This is a genomic window from Clostridium sp. 001 (genome assembly GCF_019056555.1).
Lineage (GTDB): Bacteria > Bacillota > Clostridia > Clostridiales > Clostridiaceae > Clostridium_B > Clostridium_B ragsdalei.
In genome coordinates, this window is record NZ_CP020473.1 from 1,580,626 (window position 1) to 1,602,479 (window position 21,854).

Below are 21,854 nucleotides of genomic sequence, written 5' to 3' on the forward strand. Positions count from 1 at the left end.
TATTAGAAATGAATGGACTCAATGGGAACATAAATGTCCACTTTAATGATATGACTCTCGCTGTCATCCGGATTGTTAAGGTATACTTCAAAAGGATATGAATCTCTGGGAATGTAGCCACTGCCCATAAGCCATTCCCGGTACATATAATTCCAGGCATCACTGAACTGTTCCTTCTGAAGCTGAAAATGTCCCACCGCATACAGACCGCCTTCTAACTCCATCCTGCCAAGAACTCCATCTTCTTTAACTGCTATGTCCTTTGGAACCGTCAGACACAGGCTAGTACGAAACTGGCTCTCCTCTCCAAATTCCGGATTGTCATGGTACATGGCAAGCAGCCAATTCTGACCATTCACAAGAAGGTGCTGTTTCTTTGCATAAACAAATAACATCTTTATTAGATTGGCATATTCTTTTGCTAATGTCTCATAAGTACCTGTATGCCTTACATAAACAACCTGTTTTTCCTCGAGATTTTCTATGGTAATCTTACCGGTAACAGAAAAAGGATTACCCGTCCATTCTTTCTTTGCTGTGTCCTTATTATACTCAGACAATAAAAAAGAATCTTTGCAATTCTTGCTATATTCCTTCCGGTATTCTCTTGGACTAACTCCATAATAATTCTTAAATGCCCGAGAAAATACAGCTGAATCCGAAAATCCAAGTTCATAAGCAATGTCCGTTATATTTTTATCTGCCCGGTGTGCCAACAGAAACAATGCCCTCTCCATGCGAATCCGGTTCACATAATGTGCTAACGGTTCATGTAACATACCCTGAAAGATCCGACTGAAATGATATTTAGAAAATCCAGCGGCATTGGAAAGTTCCTCAATGGACAGAGACTGTCCTAAATGATACTCGATGTAATCCTGCACTTTATGAATTCTTCGTATGTACTCTTCCTGACACTTTAGATCTGACATATGAAGACTTTCAAAATGTTTTTTCAATTTTACCTCATCTCCCAATTCTTTATATAAGCAATTACATCTTACTATATAAATACTGTATTCCTTGTTTAAAATCCTTTAGATCCTACAATAATATAAAGCTTCTAAGCACATTTTTAAATATAAATGGAATATTTTTAGAAAATATGGATATAAATTTACTAAAGAACTATGAAATTCCATAGGAACCGAGGAGGATTAAAATGAGCTACTTTCAAGAGGCTAACGAATACTACAATGACAGAGATTACAAAAAGGCTATTGATATGTATGAAAAGGCAATACAAATAAAAGATAATGAAGCATCCTCACTGTATAATTCAGCAGTATGTTTCATAAAACTTAAAGATTACAAAAAAGCAATTAACTTATTAAATTCTGCTCTAAATATAAAGAGAGAAAGTAAATACTTTTTTAACCTGGGATATTGCTACACTATGATAAAAGATAACAAAAAAGCCCTCATATATTTTAACAACGCATGGTGCCTGAATAATGAGGACTCTGATTGTGAAAAAGCAATAAATGCCATATTAAAAAACTATATAACAAAATCAAAATAAGTAAGTACCACTCTAACACAATATGAGTGGAACTTACTTATGCTACCATTCTCCTGCTATCTGTGCATCTTTATGATCAAGTTGAAATCTCCTGCTGTCAAAATAATTTCCCCCTTTGTAAAAGGTAGTATCCACATTTATCCATTTACTTTTTTCAGGGATATATACTTGATTCCACGCATGACTTACCCAGCTTATTCCATTAAATCCCTCTCCAGTTATAAGTCTTACCTTCATGTTATTGGCTCTAGCCATAGCTACATACAGACAAGAATAGTCAAAACAAATTCCCTTTTTAGAATAAAAAGTTGGGATTGCACCTGATTTTACATTGAATTCATTGTTCAATACCTTATTTGCCTTCTCATGGTCATAGCTTATGTTAGTACCTATCCAATTATATAACATTTCTGCTCTTTCATTGGTATTACCCCCTTCTGAGGCAAGTGCTTTAGCTAAACTATTTATTTCACTATTGGATTTTACTCCTTCATCTAAAGTAACTCCATTATAATAAACTACTGTATTGGCTTCATTTTTAACCCTATCTAATTGATCTACACTCTTTGTTTCATTTGAATTTGCATTTCTTATTACTATTTTAAAAGAATTATTTATTACATTTGGCAGTTGTTTTGCAATAGTAGAATTAGTAACGGGAATAACTACTTCTTTGCAAATGCTTTTATAAGGCTTTGAGCCCTCTAAGTATGTGCTCAATTTAGGACTTACATTTAATATAGACATTATATTTAATACAAATACAACTAAAAGAGCATAACATACTGCCTTAGGCAGCTCAAATACCATTCCTGCTATTCTCTTAAACATATTTCCCTTTGGTCTTAAAAACCTATCTATACTATCTAACACAGGATAGAAAATAATACGATTTACTAAATTAAAAAATAATTTTATTATTCTATAACATATAAATATTAGAATGGGAAGAAGGACTGCATATACTATAAAATTATTGTTGTCAAAGTATTGTGTGAGATTTTGAGGTATTAAATTATATATCTTTTCATATATACCCTGGTCATGCTGTATAAATATCTTTTTACCAAAATATATCCCTATTATCAGAGATATTATAAATGAAATGCTTCTGCTTACATCATCAATATCCAATTTTAAATCATTAGAAGAAAACTTAAATAAAAATCCCTTTATGATGGGATATAAAAATATTCCCCCTATCATTAAAGTTATAGGGTTTACTTTCATAATAATAATCACCTCTAAATGGCAAAAAATTTATTGATAGTGATTGTGCATCACTTCATATACAAGCATTCTAATCCTTTAATAATTCATTTAATGTATTCTTTATATCTGTCCATAAATACCCCCTTCTTAAAAGATATTCTCCAAGCCGCCTATATATTTTATTTCTATCTGTTTCTGATTTAGTTATTATCCTATACCTTTTACTTGCCAGATTATATAGTTCATCTTTACTTTTTTCCTGTATACTTTCTTGAAAACTTTCCTTTTCCTCATCTTCTAGCTTGGCATACTTTTTTATGACTTTATCCGATACTGTCCTTGCTTTTTCAAAACTATATCCGCTTCTTGCCAAGTAGTTTCCCAATTTTTCATATACTTTTCTTAAGTTGTTTTCGCTTTTTATAAGCACAGCATACTTTTTTTCTGCTATGTTAAAAGCAGCTTTTTCCTCCTGTTCTTCATCTATAAGATCCAACTTTTTACTTATAATATCCTCGCTTATTCCTTTTTTAATAAGGGAATATCTTATTTTATTTTTACCTTGAGAATAAATCTTTTCTTTTATATAAAGTTCTGTAAACTTATCATCATCTACAAATTTGTATTCTTTTAAAAACTTTATAGTCCTTGAAATAGCATTTTCATCATATTGTTTTTGAACTAATTTATCCTTAATCTGTTTTTCTGTTTTATAAACCCTCTCTATAATTTTCAATGAACTACTTTTACATTTTATAAAATTATCTTCTTCAATTATACTTTTTAAATAATTCACATCAACAGATGTTCCCTTTGATATTCCATAACTATATACAAGTTCTGAACTGCAGGCAAATGCAAATTCTTCATTTATATATACATTTACCCTATCTTTATTTTTCTTTTGTAATTCAATTTTAGTTACTGTATAATTACTCAACCTAGCCCTCCCCCATATTATACATCAATAAATCTTACTTAGTGGGAAAAGCAGATATCCCAAATCTTTGATTTGATGATAGTCGCTTTCTCTTTAGAGTTTTGTTTCTTCCACTAAGTTTAGATGAATTATCTAGGGTCATAGCTACTGTTATCTCCCACTTTGATAGAAGTGGGAGTGTTACAGTAGGTAGCCATCAGATAATTTCATTAGTGAAAACTGCTGCGTTTAGATTCTCTTTTTAAAACATGAATCGTTGGATCTTTTAAGACAGTTCTAGCCACTTCATATATATTTTCTCTAGTTATACTTTCAATTTCATCTATATCATCAATACATTTATATATACTTTCACCTTCTATAGCCTGATGTAAAACATAATTTCCTATATCTGTGGCATCTTCAAGGGTAAATACTACTGCAGTTTTTAATATCTTCTTCATTAAGTTTATAGTATTATCATCAAATTTTATTTCCTCATTCTTTACTTTATATATGCATTTTTCTATAGTATTCATAGCAGATTTTATATTCTTTTCACTGACTGAAGTATATATATATAGAGTCTTTACTCCCGTAGTTAAATCCAAATCCGTATATACATCATAAGCAAGTCCTTTTTCCTCTCTTAGTTTTCTAAATAAAATAGAATTGCTGCTTTCACCAAATCTATGATTCAATATTTTGAGTGCCAATTCCTCTTTTTCATTTAATCCATAAAAAGTAAAAAGATACACAATAGTACTCTGTTCTATATCTTTTTTATAAGAGACTTCCCTACAGGGTATATTTTGTTCAATTATTATGTCGTTTCTAGTAAATTCCTTGTACTTCCAGTCTTTAAAATATTTCCATACCAAATCATAAATCTCTTCGTGTTCATAAGAAGAAACTACTGTTATGAAGCAATTATTAGGAACATAATAATTATTATAAAATTCAATTAAATCTTTCCTTGTAAATTTAGTTACTCCCTGTTCATCTCCTGCAGTATCATATCTCAATGGACCTTTTTTAAAAGCTAGTTTATTTACTTTTTCAAAACTATAAGCTTCTATATCATCTTTACTGCTTTTTATTTCTGATAATATAACTTCTCTTTCCTTTTCAATTTCTTCATCCGGAAATATAGAATTTATAAACATATCGGAAATAATTTCCACAGACTTTTCTAATTCTTCCCTTAATGAGGTAATACTATACACTGTAGAATTATTGTCTGTATATGCATTATATTCTCCCCCCAGAATTTCTAAATCATTGTTTAATTTTTTATTGTCTCTAGACTTAGTACCCTTAAAAAGCATATGTTCAATAAAATGTGATATGCCCTTTTCCTGAACACTTTCATATATAGCTCCTATTTTAATTCCAGCATGAAAAGCCGCTATATAAGTATCTCTTTTTATAGTAATAAGTTTTATACCATTAGGTAAAACTTTTTGTCTAGCATCAAACATATAAATTCTCCTCTTTAAATAAAAACTATCATACATTATATTATAATTTATATACAGTGAAATAGAAAGAGCATAAAATTAGACTAATTGTTAATTACAGAAAATTAAATTAAAATTTGATAATATGTATATACTATGATATGATAAACTTTGTTTTGTAATATAAAAAAGAAAGAGGAGTTTTAATGGAAAATATTAATTTTAGTGATTTAAATTTAGATCCTAAGGTTCTTCAAGCAATTGATGATATGGGATTTGAAGAACCATCGCAAATTCAAGCTGAATCAATCCCTGTAATACTAGATGGGAATGACGTAATCGGTCAGGCACAGACAGGTACAGGAAAAACTTTAGCTTTTGGAGCACCTATGTTAAGCAAGATAACTACCAAAAGCAAACACATCTCAGCTCTTATAGTTACTCCCACTCGAGAACTTGCAATTCAAGTAAATGATGAGTTGTCCAGAATTGCTAAATTCAAAAAAGTAGCCCTATTACCTATATACGGTGGTCAACCTATAGACAGGCAAATTAGATCTTTAAAAAGAGGTGTAGATGTAGTAGTAGGCACCCCTGGAAGAATACTTGATCATATAAAGAGGAAAACTTTAGATCTTAGCAATATAGAATTCTTAATACTAGATGAAGCAGATGAAATGTTGGATATGGGTTTTATAGAAGATATAGAAAACATAATAAAAGCCGCAAATTCTGACAGACAGACATTGCTCTTCTCTGCTACTATGCCAGATCAGATAAAAAAGTTATCTTCCAGATATATGAAGTCAAATATTAAGTGCATAAAAATAGCTAAGAACACATTAACTGTAGAGAAAACAAAACAATATTACTATGAGATAAAACAAAAAGATAGATTTGAATCTTTATGTAGAATTCTAGACGTAGATGAACCTTCAAGTGCCATAATATTTTGCAAAACTAAACGTGGTGTAGATGAATTAGTAGAAGGTTTGCAAGCTAGAGGATATAATGTAGAAGGTATGCACGGTGACATGGGACAGAACCAGAGATTAAATACCCTTAGAAAGTTTAAAGAAGGTTCCCTTGAATTCTTAGTTGCCACAGACGTAGCTGCAAGAGGTATAGATGTGGAAAATGTTTCCCACGTTATAAATTATGACCTCCCACAGGACACAGAATCTTATGTCCATAGAATTGGAAGAACCGGAAGGGCAAACAAAGAAGGTATTGCATATTCCTTAGTAACACCTAGAGAATACATACTTTTAAAGCAAATAGAGAAATTTACTAAAAGCAAGATAAGAAGGAAGGAAATTCCTACAGTAGATGATATTTATGAAGCTAAGTATAAAAATATAGAAGAACAAGTTAGAAATATTATATCTGAAGACAATTATAAAAATTTTATTCCTATAGCAACTGAATTAGATGAAGAATACAATCTAGTAGACGTAGCAGCTGCTCTTATGAAAATAATTTTTGACAAAGAATTGAGCTTTGACTATAAGGAAAATTCCTTAACTGTAGATGAAAAAGATGTTAGATTATTCCTATCCATAGGTAGAATGGATAATTTAACTCCTAGAAAACTTTTAAAATTTATAAGTGAAACTTCTTCAGTTGAAGCCTATGAAATAGGTGATATAGATATACTAAATAAATTTACATTTATAAATGTCCCAGAAAGAGTATCTTCTATTATATTGAAAAAAACTAATGGTAAAAAACTTCAGGGAAGAAGAGTTTCAGTTGAAGTGGCTAAAAGTAAAAAATCTCATTAGTTTACTTTTAGTATACTGTTTAAATGTCTTATAATAAAACAATTAAGCCCTATGTCCCAAGGAATATGTCTCAATTTAAGGGTTTTGGGGCTTTTTGTAATTTAAAAATATTGTTTCTAAATTATAATTACAAATTTATATCTATAAAAATTATATATATAATTGCAAAAATTTTTATCATAACAACATTTACCATGATACTTCATATTAAATAGATTTTAAAAGAATAATTTAATAGAAAAGGAGATTTACAATGTCTAAAATATTTTTTAAAGGCAGTTGTATGCTGAATCCTGTACCTTCAGTACTTATAACTTCAAAAAGTAAAAATAGAGATATAAATGTGTTCACTGCTGCCTGGGTAGGTAATGCATGTACTAAACCACCTATGATTACTATAGCCATAAAACCAGAAAGATTATCCTATAAATACATAAAGGAGACAATGGAATTTGCAGTAAACCTTCCTTCTAGAAATTTAACCAGAATTGTAGATTTATGCGGTGTAAAATCTGGCAAAGACTTTAATAAAATAAAAGAATGTAAATTAGAATTAGAAAAAAGTGAAAAAATATCCGTTCCTTGTATTAAAGAATGTGCTGTTAACATGGAATGCAAGGTTAAAAATATAATTCCTCTTGGAAGCCATCATTTATTTATAGCTGAAATTTCATCAGTTCACGTAGATGAAAATCTAATAGACAATAAGGGCAAAATACATTTAGAAAAAGCTGATCTCATATGTTATTCTCACGGAGAATACTTTCCTATAAATTCAAAGCCTCTAGGCAAATTTGGATTTTCCGTCAAAAAGAAAAGGTAGTTTTAAATTAAAATACAGAGTTTCTAAGTAGAAAGTTTACTTATACCAGCCATATACTAACAAATTTCATCACACTAAAAACTTTTTATACTCAAAAAAACCTTCCTGTAGATAAGCCTACAGGAAGATTAATATTCTTCCACTTCTTATCTTTCAGGTAATACCTGCTGGAATTGGCACCGTTGGATTACATCCAGGTTGCCGGGCTTCATAGGGCCAGTCCCTCTACCGCTCTTGATAAGAACTTAATATTTAATTTAATAAAATGTAGCAAACTGCTAATTATTTGTCAACATATTTTCATCAATTTAACTTATAAAAATAAAACATTCAACACACTTATTTTACAATAATTTTTCAACCTGCACATCATAACTTCCATCAGGAGATGCCACAGTTGCCTTTTGACCTACTTTTAGTTTATAAAGTGCCTTTCCTAAAGGAGACTCTATACTTATCTTCATATTCTTAACATCTGCTTCTACTGTACTAACTAAGGTAACTTCTTCAGTTTCATCTACGTCACAAAATTTTACTAATGCGGTTTTATTTATATCGAATACGTCTGCTTCTGAAGAGCTTTCTATTATTACTGCATTTTTGAGCTGAGCTTCAAGTTCCTGTATTCTAGTCTCAGTCATAGATTGATCATCTTTTGCAGCATCATAATCTGCATTTTCACTTAAATCACCTTGTGCACGTGCTGCTTTCAACGCTAACTTAATTTCTACCCTTTTAACTGTTTTTAAGTATTCTAATTCATCTTCTAACTTTTTTTTACCTGATTCTGTAAGAATCACATCTTGCATAAAAAAATCACCCACTATTCTAAATTTTATCTGATGGCTACCTACTGTAACACTTTCAATAAGTAAGATTCATTGATAAGGCTTTGCTGCGAAACTTGATAAATTTTGTATAAGTTTAATAGCTTTTATACATTTATTTACTTTACTATTTTATTATAATATTACTAATTAAATAATACAAGTTAAATGTAATCAATTCACAATTCACAATTTCAGTAGATTTTTCTCCACTGTGCTGCGAAAAATTTAAAATTTAAAATTTAAAGCTTATTGAAGCTTTGCTTCAATAGTGCTACATTTTACATTTTCTGAAGTTTTAACAGAAAAAAATCATCCTTAATTGTGAATTAATTGCTTCGCAATGTTTTTAAACTGCGAAAGTTGAGTTAATAAATATTGTATAACATTGACATTAAAATATCTATCATTATATAATATTATTGGAAGTAAATTTAAAAAGACATTCTCACAATGAATTTGTGTGTAATGAGAGCATATAAATCTAAGAATTTCTTACTTGGGTTTTATGTGCTTTTTTTGATGAATAAACTACGAAATTAAATAGAAATTATATATAGGAGGCTTTGACTTATGAAAATAAATTTGAAAGATATTTTTCTTATACTAGTAGGTTCACTTTTTGTAGCTTTTGGCACTTATTTTTTTCTAGCTCCAAATCATATAGCAGCTGGAGGAACAAGCGGTATAGCCATAATTATAAACAGTATATTTCCAAGTATTCCAATAGGTCTTTTAATGATGGGCATGGAAGTTATACTTTTTACCATTGGTATAATTGTAATTGGACCTGTGTTTGGTGGTAAAACCATATTTTGTAGTTTTTCTATATCTGCTCTTGTACTTTTAATGGGAAAAATGTATCCTAATATAAAGCCTTTCAGCAATGATATTTTAATTCAACTCATATTAGGCATACTCATATGTGGATTAGGTATGGGCATTGTTTTTAACTTAAACGCCTCTACTGGTGGAACAGATATAATTGCAAAAATAATAAACAAATACACTCAAATAAGTATAGGCAAATCTGTTTTGATGGCAGACATCGCAATAACTATAGCAGCAACCCTAATACTTGGAGTAAATAAAGGAATGTATGCAATTCTTGGAGTAATATTGAACTCTACTATAATTGATAAAGTTATATTAAGTTTGAACTCCTATAAGCAAGTGGCTATAATAAGTAACAATGGTGAAAATATAAAAAAATATATTGTAAATGAACTATCTAGAAGTGCAACTATCTATTACGCCAAAGGAGCCTATAAAAATAGCAATAAAGAAGTTATAACCACCATTTTGGACAGAAAACAGTTTTTAAAGTTAAAAAATTATATAAAAGTTTTAGATGACAAGGCCTTTATTACTGTAAATGATGTAAATGAAGTACTAGGAGAAGGATTTACTCGTATAATATAAAAAACTTTGTAGTTTTTTATATTTAATTTTCATTGTAGAATAATAATCCAACTCTTGGTAATAATTTAAATTAGTACTTAAACTAGAGGAGGATGTAAAAATGGCACTGCCAAATCACATAGGTATAATTCCAGATGGAAACAGGCGCTGGGCAGTTAAAAGAGGGTTAAGTAAAGAAAAAGGATATAGTTTTGGTCTAAAACCTGGAATAGAATTATTTAAATTATGTGAAAAATTAGGGATAAATGAATTAACCTATTATGGATTCACTACAGATAATACTAAAAGACCATCAATTCAAGCTAAAGCCTTCACCAAAGCTTGTATAGAAGCTGTAAAAATACTTTCAAAAGAAAATGCTTCTCTTTTAGTAGTTGGAAACTCTGACTCTCCTATGTTTCCAAAAGAACTTCTCCCTTATATGGTTAGAAAAAATTTCGGTAAAGGGGGAATAAAAGTTAATTTTTTAGTAAATTACGGATGGGAATGGGATTTAGGTAAAACTAAAAATTTATCAACTACAAATAGACATTCCATTATATCCAGTCTAAATTCCCATGATATATCAAGAGTAGATTTAATAATAAGATGGGGTGGTAGAAGAAGGCTCAGTGGATTTTTACCAGTTCAATCTGTATATTCAGATTTTTACATAATAGATGACTATTGGCCTGATTTTAAAATGGAACATTTAATGCATGCTCTAAAATGGTATAACGATCAGGATATAACTTTAGGTGGTTAATTTTCTTAATTTAAATATAGAGTTTCTAAGTAAAAAATCAACTTATACTTCGTATATTTTTTACAACCTTCAGCTCGTTAAATATTTTGGTAAGTCTAAGTAACTAATTAGCAATTAACAATTAACGATGATTTTCTGTTGTCACAGAAAATCTAAAGATTTAAAGTTCATAGTACTTATTGTTTAGATTTTTCATAACACTTGCGGAGAAAAATCTACTGAAATTGTGAATTGTGAACTAACTATTAAGACTTATATACAAAATATTTAAAAGAGCTTCATTATTGTAAAAATATTCATACGTATAAGTTGATTTTTAAGTCACAATACCCATCTAAATCTATAGGGTTTCTAACTAAAATATTAACTTATACAGAATAATTAAAATTCTTCTCCAAATACTAAATGTACGGAGAAAGGAGTTTTAATTATGGGAAGAAAATCATTTGAAATAGAATCACTGTATGATTATAAAATTGAAGATTTAATTGAGCTAAAAAACACTACGAATTCTAAATTTACTAGATTAGTATTAGCTGTGGTTACTATGAGATATCGAGGATGCTCAAATAGAGATATTATGATAGAAACAGGTCTAAGTAAAGTATCTATAGTTAAACATATTAAAAATTGGAACGAAGTTGGCATCAAAGCTATAAAAGATCATCGTGGCGGTAGTGAAGCTAAATTAGAACCAGAAATAGTTGATGATCTTATAGACGTAGTTCTAAAAAAATCCCCTATAGATTTTGATTTTACATGTCATACTTGGACTTTAGCGCTTTTAGCTCTATATGTTGAAAAAACATATGGAGTAAAAGTTTGTAATGAAACTATCAGATCCATTTTAATATCTCATAATATATCTTATAAAAGATCTCAACCTAAACCTACAAAAGCTGATAAAGATGAACAAGAAGCTTTTAAAAAAAATGCCAAAACTGCTAGATACTTTAGAGTCTTCATCTGATACTATTGTATATGCATTAGATGAGACTGGTATCAGCATAGAGTCGGACAACTATTCATCTTGGAGCCCTGTAGGTAATCCCCCTATACTAGAGAAGAATGCTTCGCATAAAGGGGTAAATATTGTAGGGTCTACTTCAATTTTAAATAATTTTCATACTGTCAATGATGTTTATTCTTCCCAAGAATCTATAACATCTGAAAAAATTAAGTCGCATATAGAATATCTGATGGAACTTAATCCTAATAAAAAAATTGTAATATTTATGGATAATGCTAAAACCCATACAAGTAAGCTAATGCAAAGCTTTTACTATGATAACAAAGATAAATTGAAGGTAGTACTTCTACCAAGGTATTCCCCATATATGAACCCTCAAGAAAATATGTGGAGAAACCTAAAAGCAAAGTTGTTTAAACCATCTGCTAGAAGTTGTATATGGGAATTAGTATCAGATATTAAAATTCTTTTTGACGAACTTAATTCTAATTTTGCTAAGATTCATTCATTAGCTTATGCTAGAAGTTTCCTAGTATAAGTTAAATTATCACTTAGAAACCCTATATAATGTTTCTAATTGAAATTTTAACTTATACACAAAATGTAATGACGAAGTTGAAAACACCTTTAAAAACTTTTCCATAAGTCTTAGCGAGGTATTTTAGAAAATCTTAGGAGCTTAGATATGTTTGAGGTACGAGTTTAGATAAGGTTCTCAGATTTTCAAAATACCGAGTTTTAGACTTGTCAAAAGTTTTTATGGTGCTGAAATTTGTCATTACATGCTTTGTATAAGGTTACTTTCAAACTTCAAACCCTATAATCATATTTGTTTAATTTACATATAATAAATTGTGTGTTTATTTCCCTATCATTTAGGTTATGTTGAAGTCAATTTTCTTTATCAATTGAGAATACATATCGAAGTAGTTTTCTATTGACTTATAATGATTTTTGTCCTATTATAATAGGTATTAGTTCTTATCACTTGATAACTACTAAATTTTAGGGGAGATGTTTTTTAAATGGATGAAAAAGTAAAAACAGCAAGACTTTCTATAATTTCTAATGCATGTTTAATAACTATGAAATTAATAGTTGGGATAATTACGGGATCAGTTAGTATCCTATCAGAAGCCATACATTCAACTATGGATTTAATTGCAGCTATAATATCGTTTTTTTCTGTTAAAATATCATCCAAACCTGCAGATGCAGAGCATCCTTACGGGCACGGTAAATTCGAAAATGTATCCGGTGTAATCGAATCACTGCTTATATTTGTTGCATCCATATGGATAATAGTAGAAGCTATAAAAAAGATATTAAGCGGAGGAGAAGTAGCCTCATCCAGTCTGGGATTTTTTGTCATGTTTTTTTCTGCTGCAATAAACTTTTTAGTATCCAAAAGATTATATAAAGTAGCTAAAAAAACTGACTCTATTGCTTTAGAAGCAGATGCCCTTCATCTTAAAACAGATGTATATACTTCCCTTGGAGTTGGCTTAGGGCTTTTTCTAATATGGATTACAAAACTGCATTTTCTAGATCCTATAATAGCTGTAATTGTAGCTTTATTTATTTTAAAGGAAGCCTTATGTCTGTTAAAAAAAGCCTTTAATCCATTAGTAGATGTAAAATTATCTGATAAGGAAATTAGCATTGTAAAAGATTGTATATCTAAATACAGTTCCGGATATTGCAGTTTTCACAGATTAAGAACTAGGAAATCTGGAAATAAAAGATATGTAGATGTGCATTTAGTATTTCCTGAAGATATGCATATAAAAGTTGCCCATAAATTGTGTGATGACATAGAAAATGAAATGAGTCACTCACTTCAGAATACGGAAGTAATGATTCATCTGGAATCCTGTGACGATAAATGTAATAGCTGTAGACTTGCTGATACAGCAAAATGCAAAAATAGATAGGATTTTATCATCCTATCTATTTTAATGTTTTTTATTATTTATCTTCTACTTCATTTAAAGCTTTAACTAAACTGTTAACATCAATACCATGTACTGTAGCAGCTTCCTCAACTGTTTCTGCTAAAGATGCAGGACAGCCTATGCATCCCATTCCAAAATTCATCAATGTTTCAGCATATGCTGGCTTCATTTTTACTATTTCACCTATAGTTGTATCTTTAGATATCTTTGCCATAATTTTTAACCTCACTTTTCACTTTTTAATTTATATATTCATTTAATTTTTAATATACTTTTTATTAACAAATTCTAATCCTAAGATAGTGCATTTAATGCCCTTACTAAATTATCTGCATTTAATCCATGTACGTTTGCAGCTTCTTCTAATGTCTCTTCTTGAGATTCACCACAAGTCACACATCCCATTCCAAAAGTCATCAATCTTTCTGCATTTTTTGGATTCATTTTAATAATTTCAGCTATAGTCATATTCTTAGTTATTTCAGACATATTAAATACCTCCACCTACATTATTATAATTACATTAAATATATTTTATACAGCGAACTTACCTTATACTCAAATCTTTATCAATATAAAATTCAAGTCTGTACTTATTATTTAAGTACATTATTACCTAATAGATATTGTCACCATCATAATACTACTAAACTTGTCATATATCAAGTTTTATATATAATTCCTTGCTATTTATTATTTGCCATCTCACAAATAATCGCATATTATAATGTGCAGCAATTATATATTCTACTTCTACCCTTTTCATCCTATTTATCAGATAAAATTATTTTTTATTCATAAGCTTAAAATTCGAATTAGTAATTTCAAATTTACCTTTTAATCCATCTGTAATATAAACTTTTTTATCCTTTGTAATAAATATGGCCTGTAATCCATTTTTTTTGTTTACATAGTCCATTCCCTTATCCACTCCTAGATAAAATATATTTTTAGTCATGGCATCAGCATCTATGGAAATATCTGTGACCAAAGTAACACTAGCTAAATTATTATCCATAGGATACCCTGTAAAGGGATTTAATATATGATGATATTTTTTTCCATTTTTTTCGAAGTACCTTTCATATATGCCTGAAGTTACTACAGTTTTATTTGTAACATTTAAGCCCCCAGCAGGATCTCCTCTTGTTTTAAAAGGGTCTTGTACTCCTATATTCCATGGTTTTCCGTTAGTATTAGTATTTATAGCTAAAATATTTCCTCCCAGGTTCACAATGGCGTGTTTAACTCCATTTTCTTTTAATATTCTCGCAGCCTCATCTGCAGAATATCCCTTTGCAATTCCGCCTAGGTCCAAAGACATACCCTGTCTTTTTAGCATTACCTTACTATCCTTTTCATCTAATAGTAGATCTTTATAATTGATAAGTGATTTCTTTTCATCTATTTCGCTTTGAGAAGGAAGTCTGGCATTATCTGTTCCTATTCCCCATAGTTTAACTAAAGGTCCAACTGTTATGTCAAAAGCCCCTGATGACTGCTCTGAATAGTATTTTCCCTTTTTTAAAACATAAAATGTATCCTTGGATACTTTGACAAAATTCTTGCCTGCAGCATCTGACACTGCATCCAATTCTGTGCCAGGTTTATTTACACTCATCTTATTTTCAATTTCTTTAATTCTAACAAAAGCCTTATCTATAACTGATTCAGGCTTATTGTCATATACAGTTATAGTACATATAGTACCAAGCATATATTCAGTTTTTGAAACAGGTTGCACATTGTCTTTTACACAAGAAGTTAAAGGAATTATAGAAACTATAATTATGACAATTAAAAATATATTTAGTTTTCTACTATGTTTCATATCATTTAACCTTTCTAATAAAAAATAATTTACTTTAGCTTTATAGGCAAACCACAAGCTACCATATATACTTCATCACTAAAGCGAGCTATAAACTGATTAACCCTTCCTAAAATATCTACAAATACTCTACTTAGCTTATACTCAGACACTACACTATATCCCACTTCATTAGTAACAATTAAAATATGCTTGTCACTATCTTTTATAGAAGATATTATATTGTCTACTTCCTTAATTATATCCTCTTCCAATTTTTCTATGTCTTCAGATGTAATATTGTCAAAGTCATAGTTTTTTTCAAAAATTATATTAGTTACCATAGTTCCTATACATTCTAACATTATGTATTTACTGCTTGATTTTTCTATAGCCTTGTCTAACTTAGTAAAGCCTTCATAAGTTTCCCATTTCTGATTTCTTCTTAGTTTATGCTTCTCAATTCTCTTTTTCATTTCACTGTCCGTAACTACAGCAGTTGCTATATAAAGTACGTCATCTTCATTTTCAAGAATTTTCTCTGCAAAGGTACTTTTTCCACTTCTACTGCCGCCTGTTATTAAAGTTATCTTTCCCATATTTTATCCTCCATCTCATGCCAATAACTCTGTTTATAATAGCTTAGTAAGTATAACAGCAGCTATTATCATAGTAAGTATTTCTACCATTTCATTATCTGCCCCAAATAAATCTCCTGTAAGGCCTCCGATTTTTTTATTGCAAAATACATTTATTAAAAGTGCCATAATCAAAGCGGAAGGTATCATTATAGCAGCATATTTTGGATTCATACCGCAAAGCAAAATGGCAATAGTTACAACGAGTGCTAAAAACATCTGAAGCTTTCCTATATTGCCTATAAAGAAGTTTCCTGTTCCTGTTTTCTTAGCCGTTTTACCTATAAAAGCTATAAATACTATTGAAAATCTACCTATAACAGGTGCAGCTATTATTATAAAAGAAAACCTAGGCACTATAGAACAAAGAAGACTGTATTTTAATATTATATCCATAACTATAGTAGCACAAGCATAACTTCCTATTCTGCTGTCTTTCATTATCTCTATAATTTTGTCATTACCTTTAAAAGCAAAAAATCCATCACTCATATCTCCTAGTCCATCTAAATGCAATGCACCTGTAAGCATTATACCAAGTAAAAGTATGATAGCTACACTTACACTTATAGGGAGTACCATTATACATAGTTTGTACACTATCCATTGAATCCCCCCTACCAATAGTCCTATGACTGGCATAAAGACGGTGCCTCTCCTAAAATTTTCTTGTTCACAAGAGAAGCTTTTATTAATTGGAATTCTAGTCATAAATTGAACCATTAAAAAAAAATCATTTATTAAATTCTTCAAAGTAATTCCTCCTAGTATAATCTATAGTATATTTGAATAAAATTGTAATCAATATTATGTATTAACGTGGGTAATACTATCTATAAATAAATTACTATATTCATACTTAACTAGAGTAACGTCTCCATTTTTTGAAGCAAATTTCCAGAAAAAATCTAGTATACCATCTAAAACATAACAATAAACTGATCTTATAACACCGCTGTGAGTAACTATTAAAACGTTATCTTTGTTTAACTTTAAAATATCATCCATAAAGCTTTTTACTCTAGAATAAAATTCAACGTAACTTTCTCCTTCAGGTGGTGACACACTTTTCCAATCATCACTCCACTTTTTCCATTCTTCAGGATAAAGTTTCATTATTTCTTTGTAATTTTTACCTTCAAACTTTCCAAGGTTCATCTCATTTAATCTTTCATCTATAACAATTTTCTTAGAATTACCTTCTAAAATTATCTTAGCTGTCTGAGATGCTCGCTTTCTGTCACTTACATAAACATCATCAAAGTCTATATTACTTAAAAGGTTTTTTGTCTGTTCCGCCTGACTTAAACCCTTTTCATTTAAAGATACGTCAAGTCTTCCATAATAATATTTATTATTATTTTCATTTGTTTGTCCATGTCTTACAAAATAAATATTCATGAGTTTTATCCTCCTGCATAAAGCCAGCAATGCATGCTAACTTACCTTAGTTATTATATAATATCTAAATAAAATATACAAATTTCAGTATAAACGTAAAAAAATAAGAGGGAAAATCTCCTCTCTTATTTTAAATGAGAATTAGGTATAAAGTATGTTAATTTATTAACTTTTACAAGTTAATAATACCACAATTTTCTTAATAATCAAGACTTTTTATAATAAGAAATATATATTTTATAACTTTTTATTAATTTATGATGATTTTATTACAATTACGTATTGTATATTTATTAACAAGTATATACATGTTATCTTAATAAATATAAGTATATAACACTTATAACAGTAATTACTATAAATTTAATTTTGACAACTAATAACTTTTATTATATAGTAGAATAGATTATAAAATAAGGATGGTGTATATGGATAATTTAACTTCTATTTTTAGAGAAAAAAAGCTAAAACTAACCCCTCAGCGTATTGCTGTATACAAATATTTACAATCTACTAAGAAGCATCCTTCAGCTGAAACCATATATAAAGCCCTTCAGCTAGAATATCCTACTATGAGCCTAGCAACTGTTTATAAAGCTTTAAAAACTTTAGTTGACGTAAAGTTAGTACAGGAAATCAATATAGGAGAAGGTAACTTTAGATATGATGGAAATGTTCATCCTCATTCTCATATACAGTGCATAGTTTGTGAGAAAGTAGATGACGTAGAAGGAATTTGTTTTTCTAATTTAAATGATAAAATTAAAGATTGTGTTGACTACGAAGTATTGAGTAATCAGGTTTATTTTTACGGCATATGTAAAGACTGCCAAAAAAATTCTAAAGAATAATGCTCGTAAGCAGCAAAAATCTAAGGCAGTTATCTTTCATAATTAAGGTAACTGCCTATTTTTAAGAGGACTCATCTACTACCTCATTCCATTCATTTTTAGTGTATTTTCCAGATAGTATACTGTCAACCTTGCTTGATATATTATTTTTAAAACTTTCTGGTACATTATATATAAATGCTATATTGTCTTCCGTGCTGTTTTCTAAGTGAGTTATTACACACTTTTTTATACCATCTTTTGAAATGTCTGAATTTTTAAATCCTGTTACAAAACCTTTGCCACTTAACTTTTTTTGAACATCTTTTCCAAATGCAAACTTTATAAATTCGTTTGTCTCTTCTGTGTTCTTACTACTTATAAGAACACTCATTATGGCATCTGCCATAATTGGAACTTTTAACTGACTTTTAGAATTTGGACTATAATACTCAAAGCATTTTATATTTTTGCTTTTTAAATTGTTCACATAATATGAAGATGCTATTATTACTGGAATGTCTCCTTTATCAAACTTTTTTAAACTTGATTCATTTCCTATTTCAAAAGTATCTTTGCTTATAGATCCATTTTTTACAAGATCATTTAACAAATCGAAACTTTTTTGAACCTCAGTTAACTTTTTGTATGCAGAAGGTCCGCTGTCATATATATTTTCAAGTTTCTTCATAGTAATCATATTGCTTGATATTATAGAAAATAAAGTATTATTAATATCCATTCCTTCATTAAGAACTACAGGTACTCTCATTGATGTAGAGTTCATTATCTTTAAAGAAGCATTAAATTCATCTATATTATTTGGCACTTTTAGGCCTAACTTATCGAAGGCACTTTTATTGCAGAGTATCTCTATAGTATAAGGCATTACAGCAATTCCATAATATCTATCATTAAACCTACCGTAAGATTTTACTGAAGTATAATATTTATCAGTTAATTTATTTTGTTCATACATATTTCCCATATCCGCCAAAAGTCCTTTTCTGACTAACTTTAGCATGTCATTTCTTGAAGCAATTACAATATCTATATCACTGGATTCACTTACATTTTCATCCACTTTTTCTCCTATAGCATTATTTATGTTTACCTTTGCCTTAGGATTTTTCTTTTTATATTCGTCTGTTAAAAATTTTATTATATTTAAAGATTCTTTGTCCTTTACACCTACATATATATTTATCTGTCTGTTTTTTTTGAGTGTCTCTGTATTTTTCCCACATGCAGATAAATTAAATAACAATATTATCATTAATAAAAATGTAATTATCTTATTTTTGAGCATAAATTCTATCATCTCCTTTAAATATAATTTAAGCCCTTTTTCTATAAATTTATTTTGTACATAATAATTAAATATATAATACATTCATATAATTAAGTGGAGGTGAAATTTATGAAATTCAGGATAATATTTCTAAAGAAAAAATACATCTACTTTTTTATATTATTATTGATATTTATATTAGCAGTCATAATTTTTATGGTATCTAGAAGCTCTTCTCCTTCATTTAACACTATTTCAAATAATAAAAAGATAAAAGCAGATTTTAATGGTGATGGAAAAGAAGATATATTATCTATTGTGCGTAATGAAAATAAATATTCAATGAAAGTAATAATTGGAGATAAGTCCTTTAATTTTCAAACAGATAGAAATTCCCCTATAATTGAAAGTTATTCTCCTTATTGGCCCATTAGAGTAATTCTTATGGATGTATCCAGGAATAAGATTCCTGAAATATTTGTACAAGGTTCCATTGCAAATAAACCAGTTCAACGTGTTTTTACATTCAATAATAATAAATTTGATAATATATTTTCAAATTATAACAACATATTAGGATTTATAGACTGTAAAAACAACAAGACGCCAAAAGTAATATCTGGTAAATTCCAAGGAGACAACATGACACTTTCAAATTACATTTTTTTAAACTATAAATTTAAAAATTATAATTATGAGAATGACAATACTTTTATGGGAAAGGATACTATATGCACATTTATTAAATTAATCCAGGGACTTCCTCAAAGTGAATCCTACAAACCTAAAGATATATTTTATTCTAATATATCCAGTGAAAATATGTCTCTAATAGGTAACATGTCCGGTGAAAACAATTCCTATGTATTTCAGGATGCACTGTTCATGGAAAATAAATGTGATGCAAATGGAAATACTTCTGAGTTATCCTGGGCATTAAATTTTAGAGCTATCTCTAACACAGATACCAACATAGTAAAAAACTATACACTAAATTTAGCTCTCATACCAGATAAAAGTAGTGAAAAAAAATATCATTTTAAAATTGCATCTATGTATAGATCTAAATAAAAAAGGGACCGTTCACGCGGTCCCAAGGGGGATGGGGGGTTATTACATCAAATAACATTTTTATTACTTGATGCTAGGAGATTTAAATCTCCTAATTACATTTATTATAATGTCCCATTCTAAACAAATTATTCATAAAAATTAAAATTTTTAATATCTTTTATACAATTCTTCTAATTCTCTCTTTATATCTTTTCTAAGCTCTATAGGTTCAATTACTTCCGCATCTTCCCCAAAGCTCAGTACCCATTTTTTAATATCCTCCAATTCATTCAAGTATATGGTAAAAAGTATTTTTCCCCCTTCAAGCTGGTGTATATGCTGATGTATATGCCATGTAGTATCTTTTATAAATGCAGCTTCCTTCTCGCTAAACTTTATTACTACCTTTATTTTATCTCCCATAAATATACCCCAGTTCTTGTCCAAATATTCTTTTAGTGAAAATGTGTGAGGTCTCATATATATATCTTTACTAATTTTTAAATTTTTTACTCTATTTAGTTTAAAACTACGTATATCACCTTTCATGTGGCAATATCCTATTATATACCAATTTCCTTCTTTAAATATCAAATCGTAAGGATCTATTTTTCTCATAGTTAAATTATTTTTATTTACTGAAAAATAATTTATGCTTAAACTTCTCCCCCTGCTCATAGAATAATTTATCTTAGATATCTTATCTTCTAGATTTTCCATATTTCCCACATAATTTATTGAGAAATTCTTATTACTATTTATTTTACTTAAATCCTCATTTTTATTTACATTTACGCTTTTTACTTTAAAAATAGCATTTTTTAAATCCTTTTCATACACAAAACCATTTTTTGATGTAAGTATTTCCTCCGCCATAAGAAGAGCTTCCAGTTCATTTTCACTTAAGTTGGAAGGTTTTATATAAAAATTTTGGTCTATATAAAATCCGCCATTTCTTCCTTTTCTTGTATATATAGGTACACTTGCTTCATTCAAATTTCTTATATATCTATATATAGTTTTCTTATCCACTTCCAAAATCTCAGATAATTCTGATGCAGTAGTTAAACCTTTATATTGCAGCATTATTATAATTTCTAATAAATTAGAAATTTTAGACATAGTCCTTACCCCCAATATATTTAGTGTTTATAATAATTTATATCGTTACTTTTTATAAACTTTTTAGTAA

General features: G+C 29.0%; 23 protein-coding genes and 1 riboswitch. Of the genes, 10 read left to right on the forward strand and 13 right to left on the reverse strand.

The features are described 5' to 3' along the window. Positions 1–2: 2 nt before the first annotated feature. Positions 3–932, reverse strand: coding sequence for a GyrI-like domain-containing protein (locus B5S50_RS07135; RefSeq protein ID WP_065077059.1), 930 nt, complete (start codon positions 930–932; stop codon positions 3–5). A 230-nt stretch (positions 933–1,162) separates the two neighbouring features. Here B5S50_RS07135 and B5S50_RS07140 point away from each other — a divergent pair, with 230 nt between their 5' ends. Then, positions 1,163–1,522, forward strand: coding sequence for a tetratricopeptide repeat protein (locus B5S50_RS07140; protein WP_065076994.1), 360 nt, complete (start codon positions 1,163–1,165; stop codon positions 1,520–1,522). A 42-nt stretch (positions 1,523–1,564) separates the two neighbouring features. On the opposite strand, the gene B5S50_RS07145 is transcribed toward B5S50_RS07140, so the two are convergent. The 3 genes from B5S50_RS07145 to B5S50_RS07155 all read right to left on the reverse strand — a co-directional run bounded on the left by B5S50_RS07145 (position 1,565) and on the right by B5S50_RS07155 (position 5,134). Next, positions 1,565–2,752: a transglutaminase family protein gene (locus B5S50_RS07145; RefSeq protein WP_065076995.1), complete on the reverse strand. Its 1,188-nt coding sequence runs from the start codon at positions 2,750–2,752 to the stop codon at positions 1,565–1,567. A gap of 70 nt (positions 2,753–2,822) precedes the next feature. Beyond that, positions 2,823–3,674, reverse strand: coding sequence for a recombination regulator RecX (recX, locus tag B5S50_RS07150; RefSeq protein WP_065076996.1), 852 nt, complete (start codon positions 3,672–3,674; stop codon positions 2,823–2,825). Between the two features lie 209 nt (positions 3,675–3,883). Further along, positions 3,884–5,134, reverse strand: coding sequence for a pitrilysin family protein (locus tag B5S50_RS07155; RefSeq protein ID WP_065076997.1), 1,251 nt, complete (start codon positions 5,132–5,134; stop codon positions 3,884–3,886). A gap of 185 nt (positions 5,135–5,319) precedes the next feature. Between B5S50_RS07155 and B5S50_RS07160 the strand changes: the two genes are divergently transcribed. Together B5S50_RS07160 and B5S50_RS07165 are read left to right on the forward strand one after the other, a co-directional pair. Next, a complete protein-coding gene (locus B5S50_RS07160; RefSeq protein ID WP_065076998.1) occupies positions 5,320–6,897 on the forward strand; it encodes a DEAD/DEAH box helicase in 1,578 nt (525 codons plus the stop codon). 253 nt (positions 6,898–7,150) lie between these two features. Continuing rightward, entirely contained in the window at positions 7,151–7,720 is a 570-nt protein-coding gene (locus B5S50_RS07165) for a flavin reductase family protein (RefSeq protein ID WP_065076999.1), read from the forward strand. A 143-nt stretch (positions 7,721–7,863) separates the two neighbouring features. Continuing rightward, positions 7,864–7,964, reverse strand: a riboswitch (SAM riboswitch). Between the two features lie 100 nt (positions 7,965–8,064). Here the strand turns inward: B5S50_RS07165 and greA are convergent. Next, complete coding sequence (gene greA / locus B5S50_RS07170) at positions 8,065–8,529, reverse strand: transcription elongation factor GreA (RefSeq protein ID WP_013240169.1); 465 nt, start codon at positions 8,527–8,529, stop codon at positions 8,065–8,067. Positions 8,530–9,120: 591 nt separating this feature from the next. Between greA and B5S50_RS07175 the strand changes: the two genes are divergently transcribed. The 5 genes from B5S50_RS07175 (at position 9,121) to B5S50_RS07195 (ending at position 13,618) form a co-directional block, all read left to right on the forward strand. Then, positions 9,121–9,969, forward strand: a complete 849-nt coding sequence (locus tag B5S50_RS07175; RefSeq protein WP_065077000.1) for a YitT family protein — start codon at positions 9,121–9,123, stop codon at positions 9,967–9,969. A 100-nt stretch (positions 9,970–10,069) separates the two neighbouring features. Continuing rightward, on the forward strand, positions 10,070–10,714 hold the full coding sequence (locus B5S50_RS07180) for an undecaprenyl diphosphate synthase family protein (RefSeq protein WP_065077001.1): 645 nt from the start codon (positions 10,070–10,072) through the stop codon (positions 10,712–10,714). Between the two features lie 430 nt (positions 10,715–11,144). Continuing rightward, positions 11,145–11,684 carry a winged helix-turn-helix domain-containing protein gene (locus tag B5S50_RS07185; protein ID WP_217301872.1) on the forward strand — a complete coding sequence of 180 codons (540 nt, stop codon included), beginning with the start codon at positions 11,145–11,147 and terminating at the stop codon, positions 11,682–11,684. Continuing rightward, positions 11,647–12,222 (forward strand): transposase, encoded by a 576-nt coding sequence (locus B5S50_RS07190; RefSeq protein WP_065079513.1) that lies wholly within the window; start codon positions 11,647–11,649, stop codon positions 12,220–12,222. The genes B5S50_RS07185 and B5S50_RS07190 overlap by 38 nt, the downstream gene beginning before the upstream one ends. A 487-nt stretch (positions 12,223–12,709) precedes the next feature. Continuing rightward, positions 12,710–13,618, forward strand: a complete 909-nt coding sequence (locus B5S50_RS07195; RefSeq protein ID WP_065077002.1) for a cation diffusion facilitator family transporter — start codon at positions 12,710–12,712, stop codon at positions 13,616–13,618. Positions 13,619–13,652: 34 nt separating this feature from the next. Here B5S50_RS07195 and B5S50_RS07200 read toward each other — a convergent pair whose 3' ends face one another. From B5S50_RS07200 to cobC, 6 genes are all read right to left on the reverse strand, one after another. Then, complete coding sequence (locus B5S50_RS07200; protein WP_065077003.1) at positions 13,653–13,853, reverse strand: DUF1858 domain-containing protein; 201 nt, start codon at positions 13,851–13,853, stop codon at positions 13,653–13,655. An 80-nt stretch (positions 13,854–13,933) separates the two neighbouring features. Beyond that, complete coding sequence (locus tag B5S50_RS07205; protein ID WP_065077004.1) at positions 13,934–14,128, reverse strand: DUF1858 domain-containing protein; 195 nt, start codon at positions 14,126–14,128, stop codon at positions 13,934–13,936. A 295-nt stretch (positions 14,129–14,423) separates the two neighbouring features. Next, complete coding sequence (locus B5S50_RS07210; RefSeq protein WP_217303464.1) at positions 14,424–15,470, reverse strand: FAD:protein FMN transferase; 1,047 nt, start codon at positions 15,468–15,470, stop codon at positions 14,424–14,426. A 29-nt stretch (positions 15,471–15,499) separates the two neighbouring features. Continuing rightward, positions 15,500–16,048, reverse strand: a complete 549-nt coding sequence (cobU, locus tag B5S50_RS07215; protein ID WP_065077005.1) for a bifunctional adenosylcobinamide kinase/adenosylcobinamide-phosphate guanylyltransferase — start codon at positions 16,046–16,048, stop codon at positions 15,500–15,502. A 33-nt stretch (positions 16,049–16,081) separates the two neighbouring features. After that, positions 16,082–16,840, reverse strand: a complete 759-nt coding sequence (gene cobS / locus B5S50_RS07220; protein WP_065077006.1) for an adenosylcobinamide-GDP ribazoletransferase — start codon at positions 16,838–16,840, stop codon at positions 16,082–16,084. Between the two features lie 54 nt (positions 16,841–16,894). Beyond that, positions 16,895–17,488 (reverse strand): alpha-ribazole phosphatase, encoded by a 594-nt coding sequence (cobC, locus tag B5S50_RS07225; RefSeq protein ID WP_217303465.1) that lies wholly within the window; start codon positions 17,486–17,488, stop codon positions 16,895–16,897. 428 nt (positions 17,489–17,916) lie between these two features. On the opposite strand from cobC, the gene B5S50_RS07230 reads away from it, so the two are divergent. Continuing rightward, positions 17,917–18,339, forward strand: a complete 423-nt coding sequence (locus B5S50_RS07230; protein ID WP_065077008.1) for a Fur family transcriptional regulator — start codon at positions 17,917–17,919, stop codon at positions 18,337–18,339. A 61-nt stretch (positions 18,340–18,400) separates the two neighbouring features. On the opposite strand, the gene B5S50_RS07235 is transcribed toward B5S50_RS07230, so the two are convergent. Next, on the reverse strand, positions 18,401–19,627 hold the full coding sequence (locus tag B5S50_RS07235; RefSeq protein ID WP_065077009.1) for an ABC transporter substrate-binding protein: 1,227 nt from the start codon (positions 19,625–19,627) through the stop codon (positions 18,401–18,403). Between the two features lie 111 nt (positions 19,628–19,738). Between B5S50_RS07235 and B5S50_RS07240 the strand changes: the two genes are divergently transcribed. After that, a complete protein-coding gene (locus tag B5S50_RS07240) occupies positions 19,739–20,680 on the forward strand; it encodes a VCBS repeat-containing protein (RefSeq protein ID WP_065077010.1) in 942 nt (313 codons plus the stop codon). A 150-nt stretch (positions 20,681–20,830) separates the two neighbouring features. On the opposite strand, the gene B5S50_RS07245 is transcribed toward B5S50_RS07240, so the two are convergent. Next, positions 20,831–21,784, reverse strand: a complete 954-nt coding sequence (locus tag B5S50_RS07245) for a YafY family protein (protein WP_065077011.1) — start codon at positions 21,782–21,784, stop codon at positions 20,831–20,833. Positions 21,785–21,854: the final 70 nt, after the last annotated feature.

Bases quoted from the DNA above. Each gene is read 5' to 3' on its own strand.
- B5S50_RS07195 (WP_065077002.1), top strand. From the start codon at position 12,710: ATGGATGAAAAAGTAAAAACAGCAAGACTTTCTATAATTTCTAATGCA.
- B5S50_RS07210 (WP_217303464.1), bottom strand. From the start codon at position 15,470: ATGAAACATAGTAGAAAACTAAATATATTTTTAATTGTCATAATTATA.
- B5S50_RS07145 (WP_065076995.1), bottom strand. From the start codon at position 2,752: ATGAAAGTAAACCCTATAACTTTAATGATAGGGGGAATATTTTTATAT.
- cobC (WP_217303465.1), bottom strand. From the start codon at position 17,488: ATGAATATTTATTTTGTAAGACATGGACAAACAAATGAAAATAATAAT.
- B5S50_RS07160 (WP_065076998.1), top strand. From the start codon at position 5,320: ATGGAAAATATTAATTTTAGTGATTTAAATTTAGATCCTAAGGTTCTT.
- B5S50_RS07200 (WP_065077003.1), bottom strand. From the start codon at position 13,853: ATGGCAAAGATATCTAAAGATACAACTATAGGTGAAATAGTAAAAATG.
- B5S50_RS07235 (WP_065077009.1), bottom strand. From the start codon at position 19,627: ATGCTCAAAAATAAGATAATTACATTTTTATTAATGATAATATTGTTA.
- B5S50_RS07140 (WP_065076994.1), top strand. From the start codon at position 1,163: ATGAGCTACTTTCAAGAGGCTAACGAATACTACAATGACAGAGATTAC.
- cobU (WP_065077005.1), bottom strand. From the start codon at position 16,048: ATGGGAAAGATAACTTTAATAACAGGCGGCAGTAGAAGTGGAAAAAGT.
- B5S50_RS07155 (WP_065076997.1), bottom strand. From the start codon at position 5,134: ATGTTTGATGCTAGACAAAAAGTTTTACCTAATGGTATAAAACTTATT.
- B5S50_RS07190 (WP_065079513.1), top strand. From the start codon at position 11,647: ATGCCAAAACTGCTAGATACTTTAGAGTCTTCATCTGATACTATTGTA.
- B5S50_RS07185 (WP_217301872.1), top strand. From the start codon at position 11,145: ATGGGAAGAAAATCATTTGAAATAGAATCACTGTATGATTATAAAATT.
- B5S50_RS07240 (WP_065077010.1), top strand. From the start codon at position 19,739: ATGAAATTCAGGATAATATTTCTAAAGAAAAAATACATCTACTTTTTT.
- greA (WP_013240169.1), bottom strand. From the start codon at position 8,529: ATGCAAGATGTGATTCTTACAGAATCAGGTAAAAAAAAGTTAGAAGAT.
- B5S50_RS07245 (WP_065077011.1), bottom strand. From the start codon at position 21,784: ATGTCTAAAATTTCTAATTTATTAGAAATTATAATAATGCTGCAATAT.
- B5S50_RS07205 (WP_065077004.1), bottom strand. From the start codon at position 14,128: ATGTCTGAAATAACTAAGAATATGACTATAGCTGAAATTATTAAAATG.
- B5S50_RS07230 (WP_065077008.1), top strand. From the start codon at position 17,917: ATGGATAATTTAACTTCTATTTTTAGAGAAAAAAAGCTAAAACTAACC.
- B5S50_RS07165 (WP_065076999.1), top strand. From the start codon at position 7,151: ATGTCTAAAATATTTTTTAAAGGCAGTTGTATGCTGAATCCTGTACCT.
- B5S50_RS07175 (WP_065077000.1), top strand. From the start codon at position 9,121: ATGAAAATAAATTTGAAAGATATTTTTCTTATACTAGTAGGTTCACTT.
- B5S50_RS07135 (WP_065077059.1), bottom strand. From the start codon at position 932: ATGTCAGATCTAAAGTGTCAGGAAGAGTACATACGAAGAATTCATAAA.
- B5S50_RS07180 (WP_065077001.1), top strand. From the start codon at position 10,070: ATGGCACTGCCAAATCACATAGGTATAATTCCAGATGGAAACAGGCGC.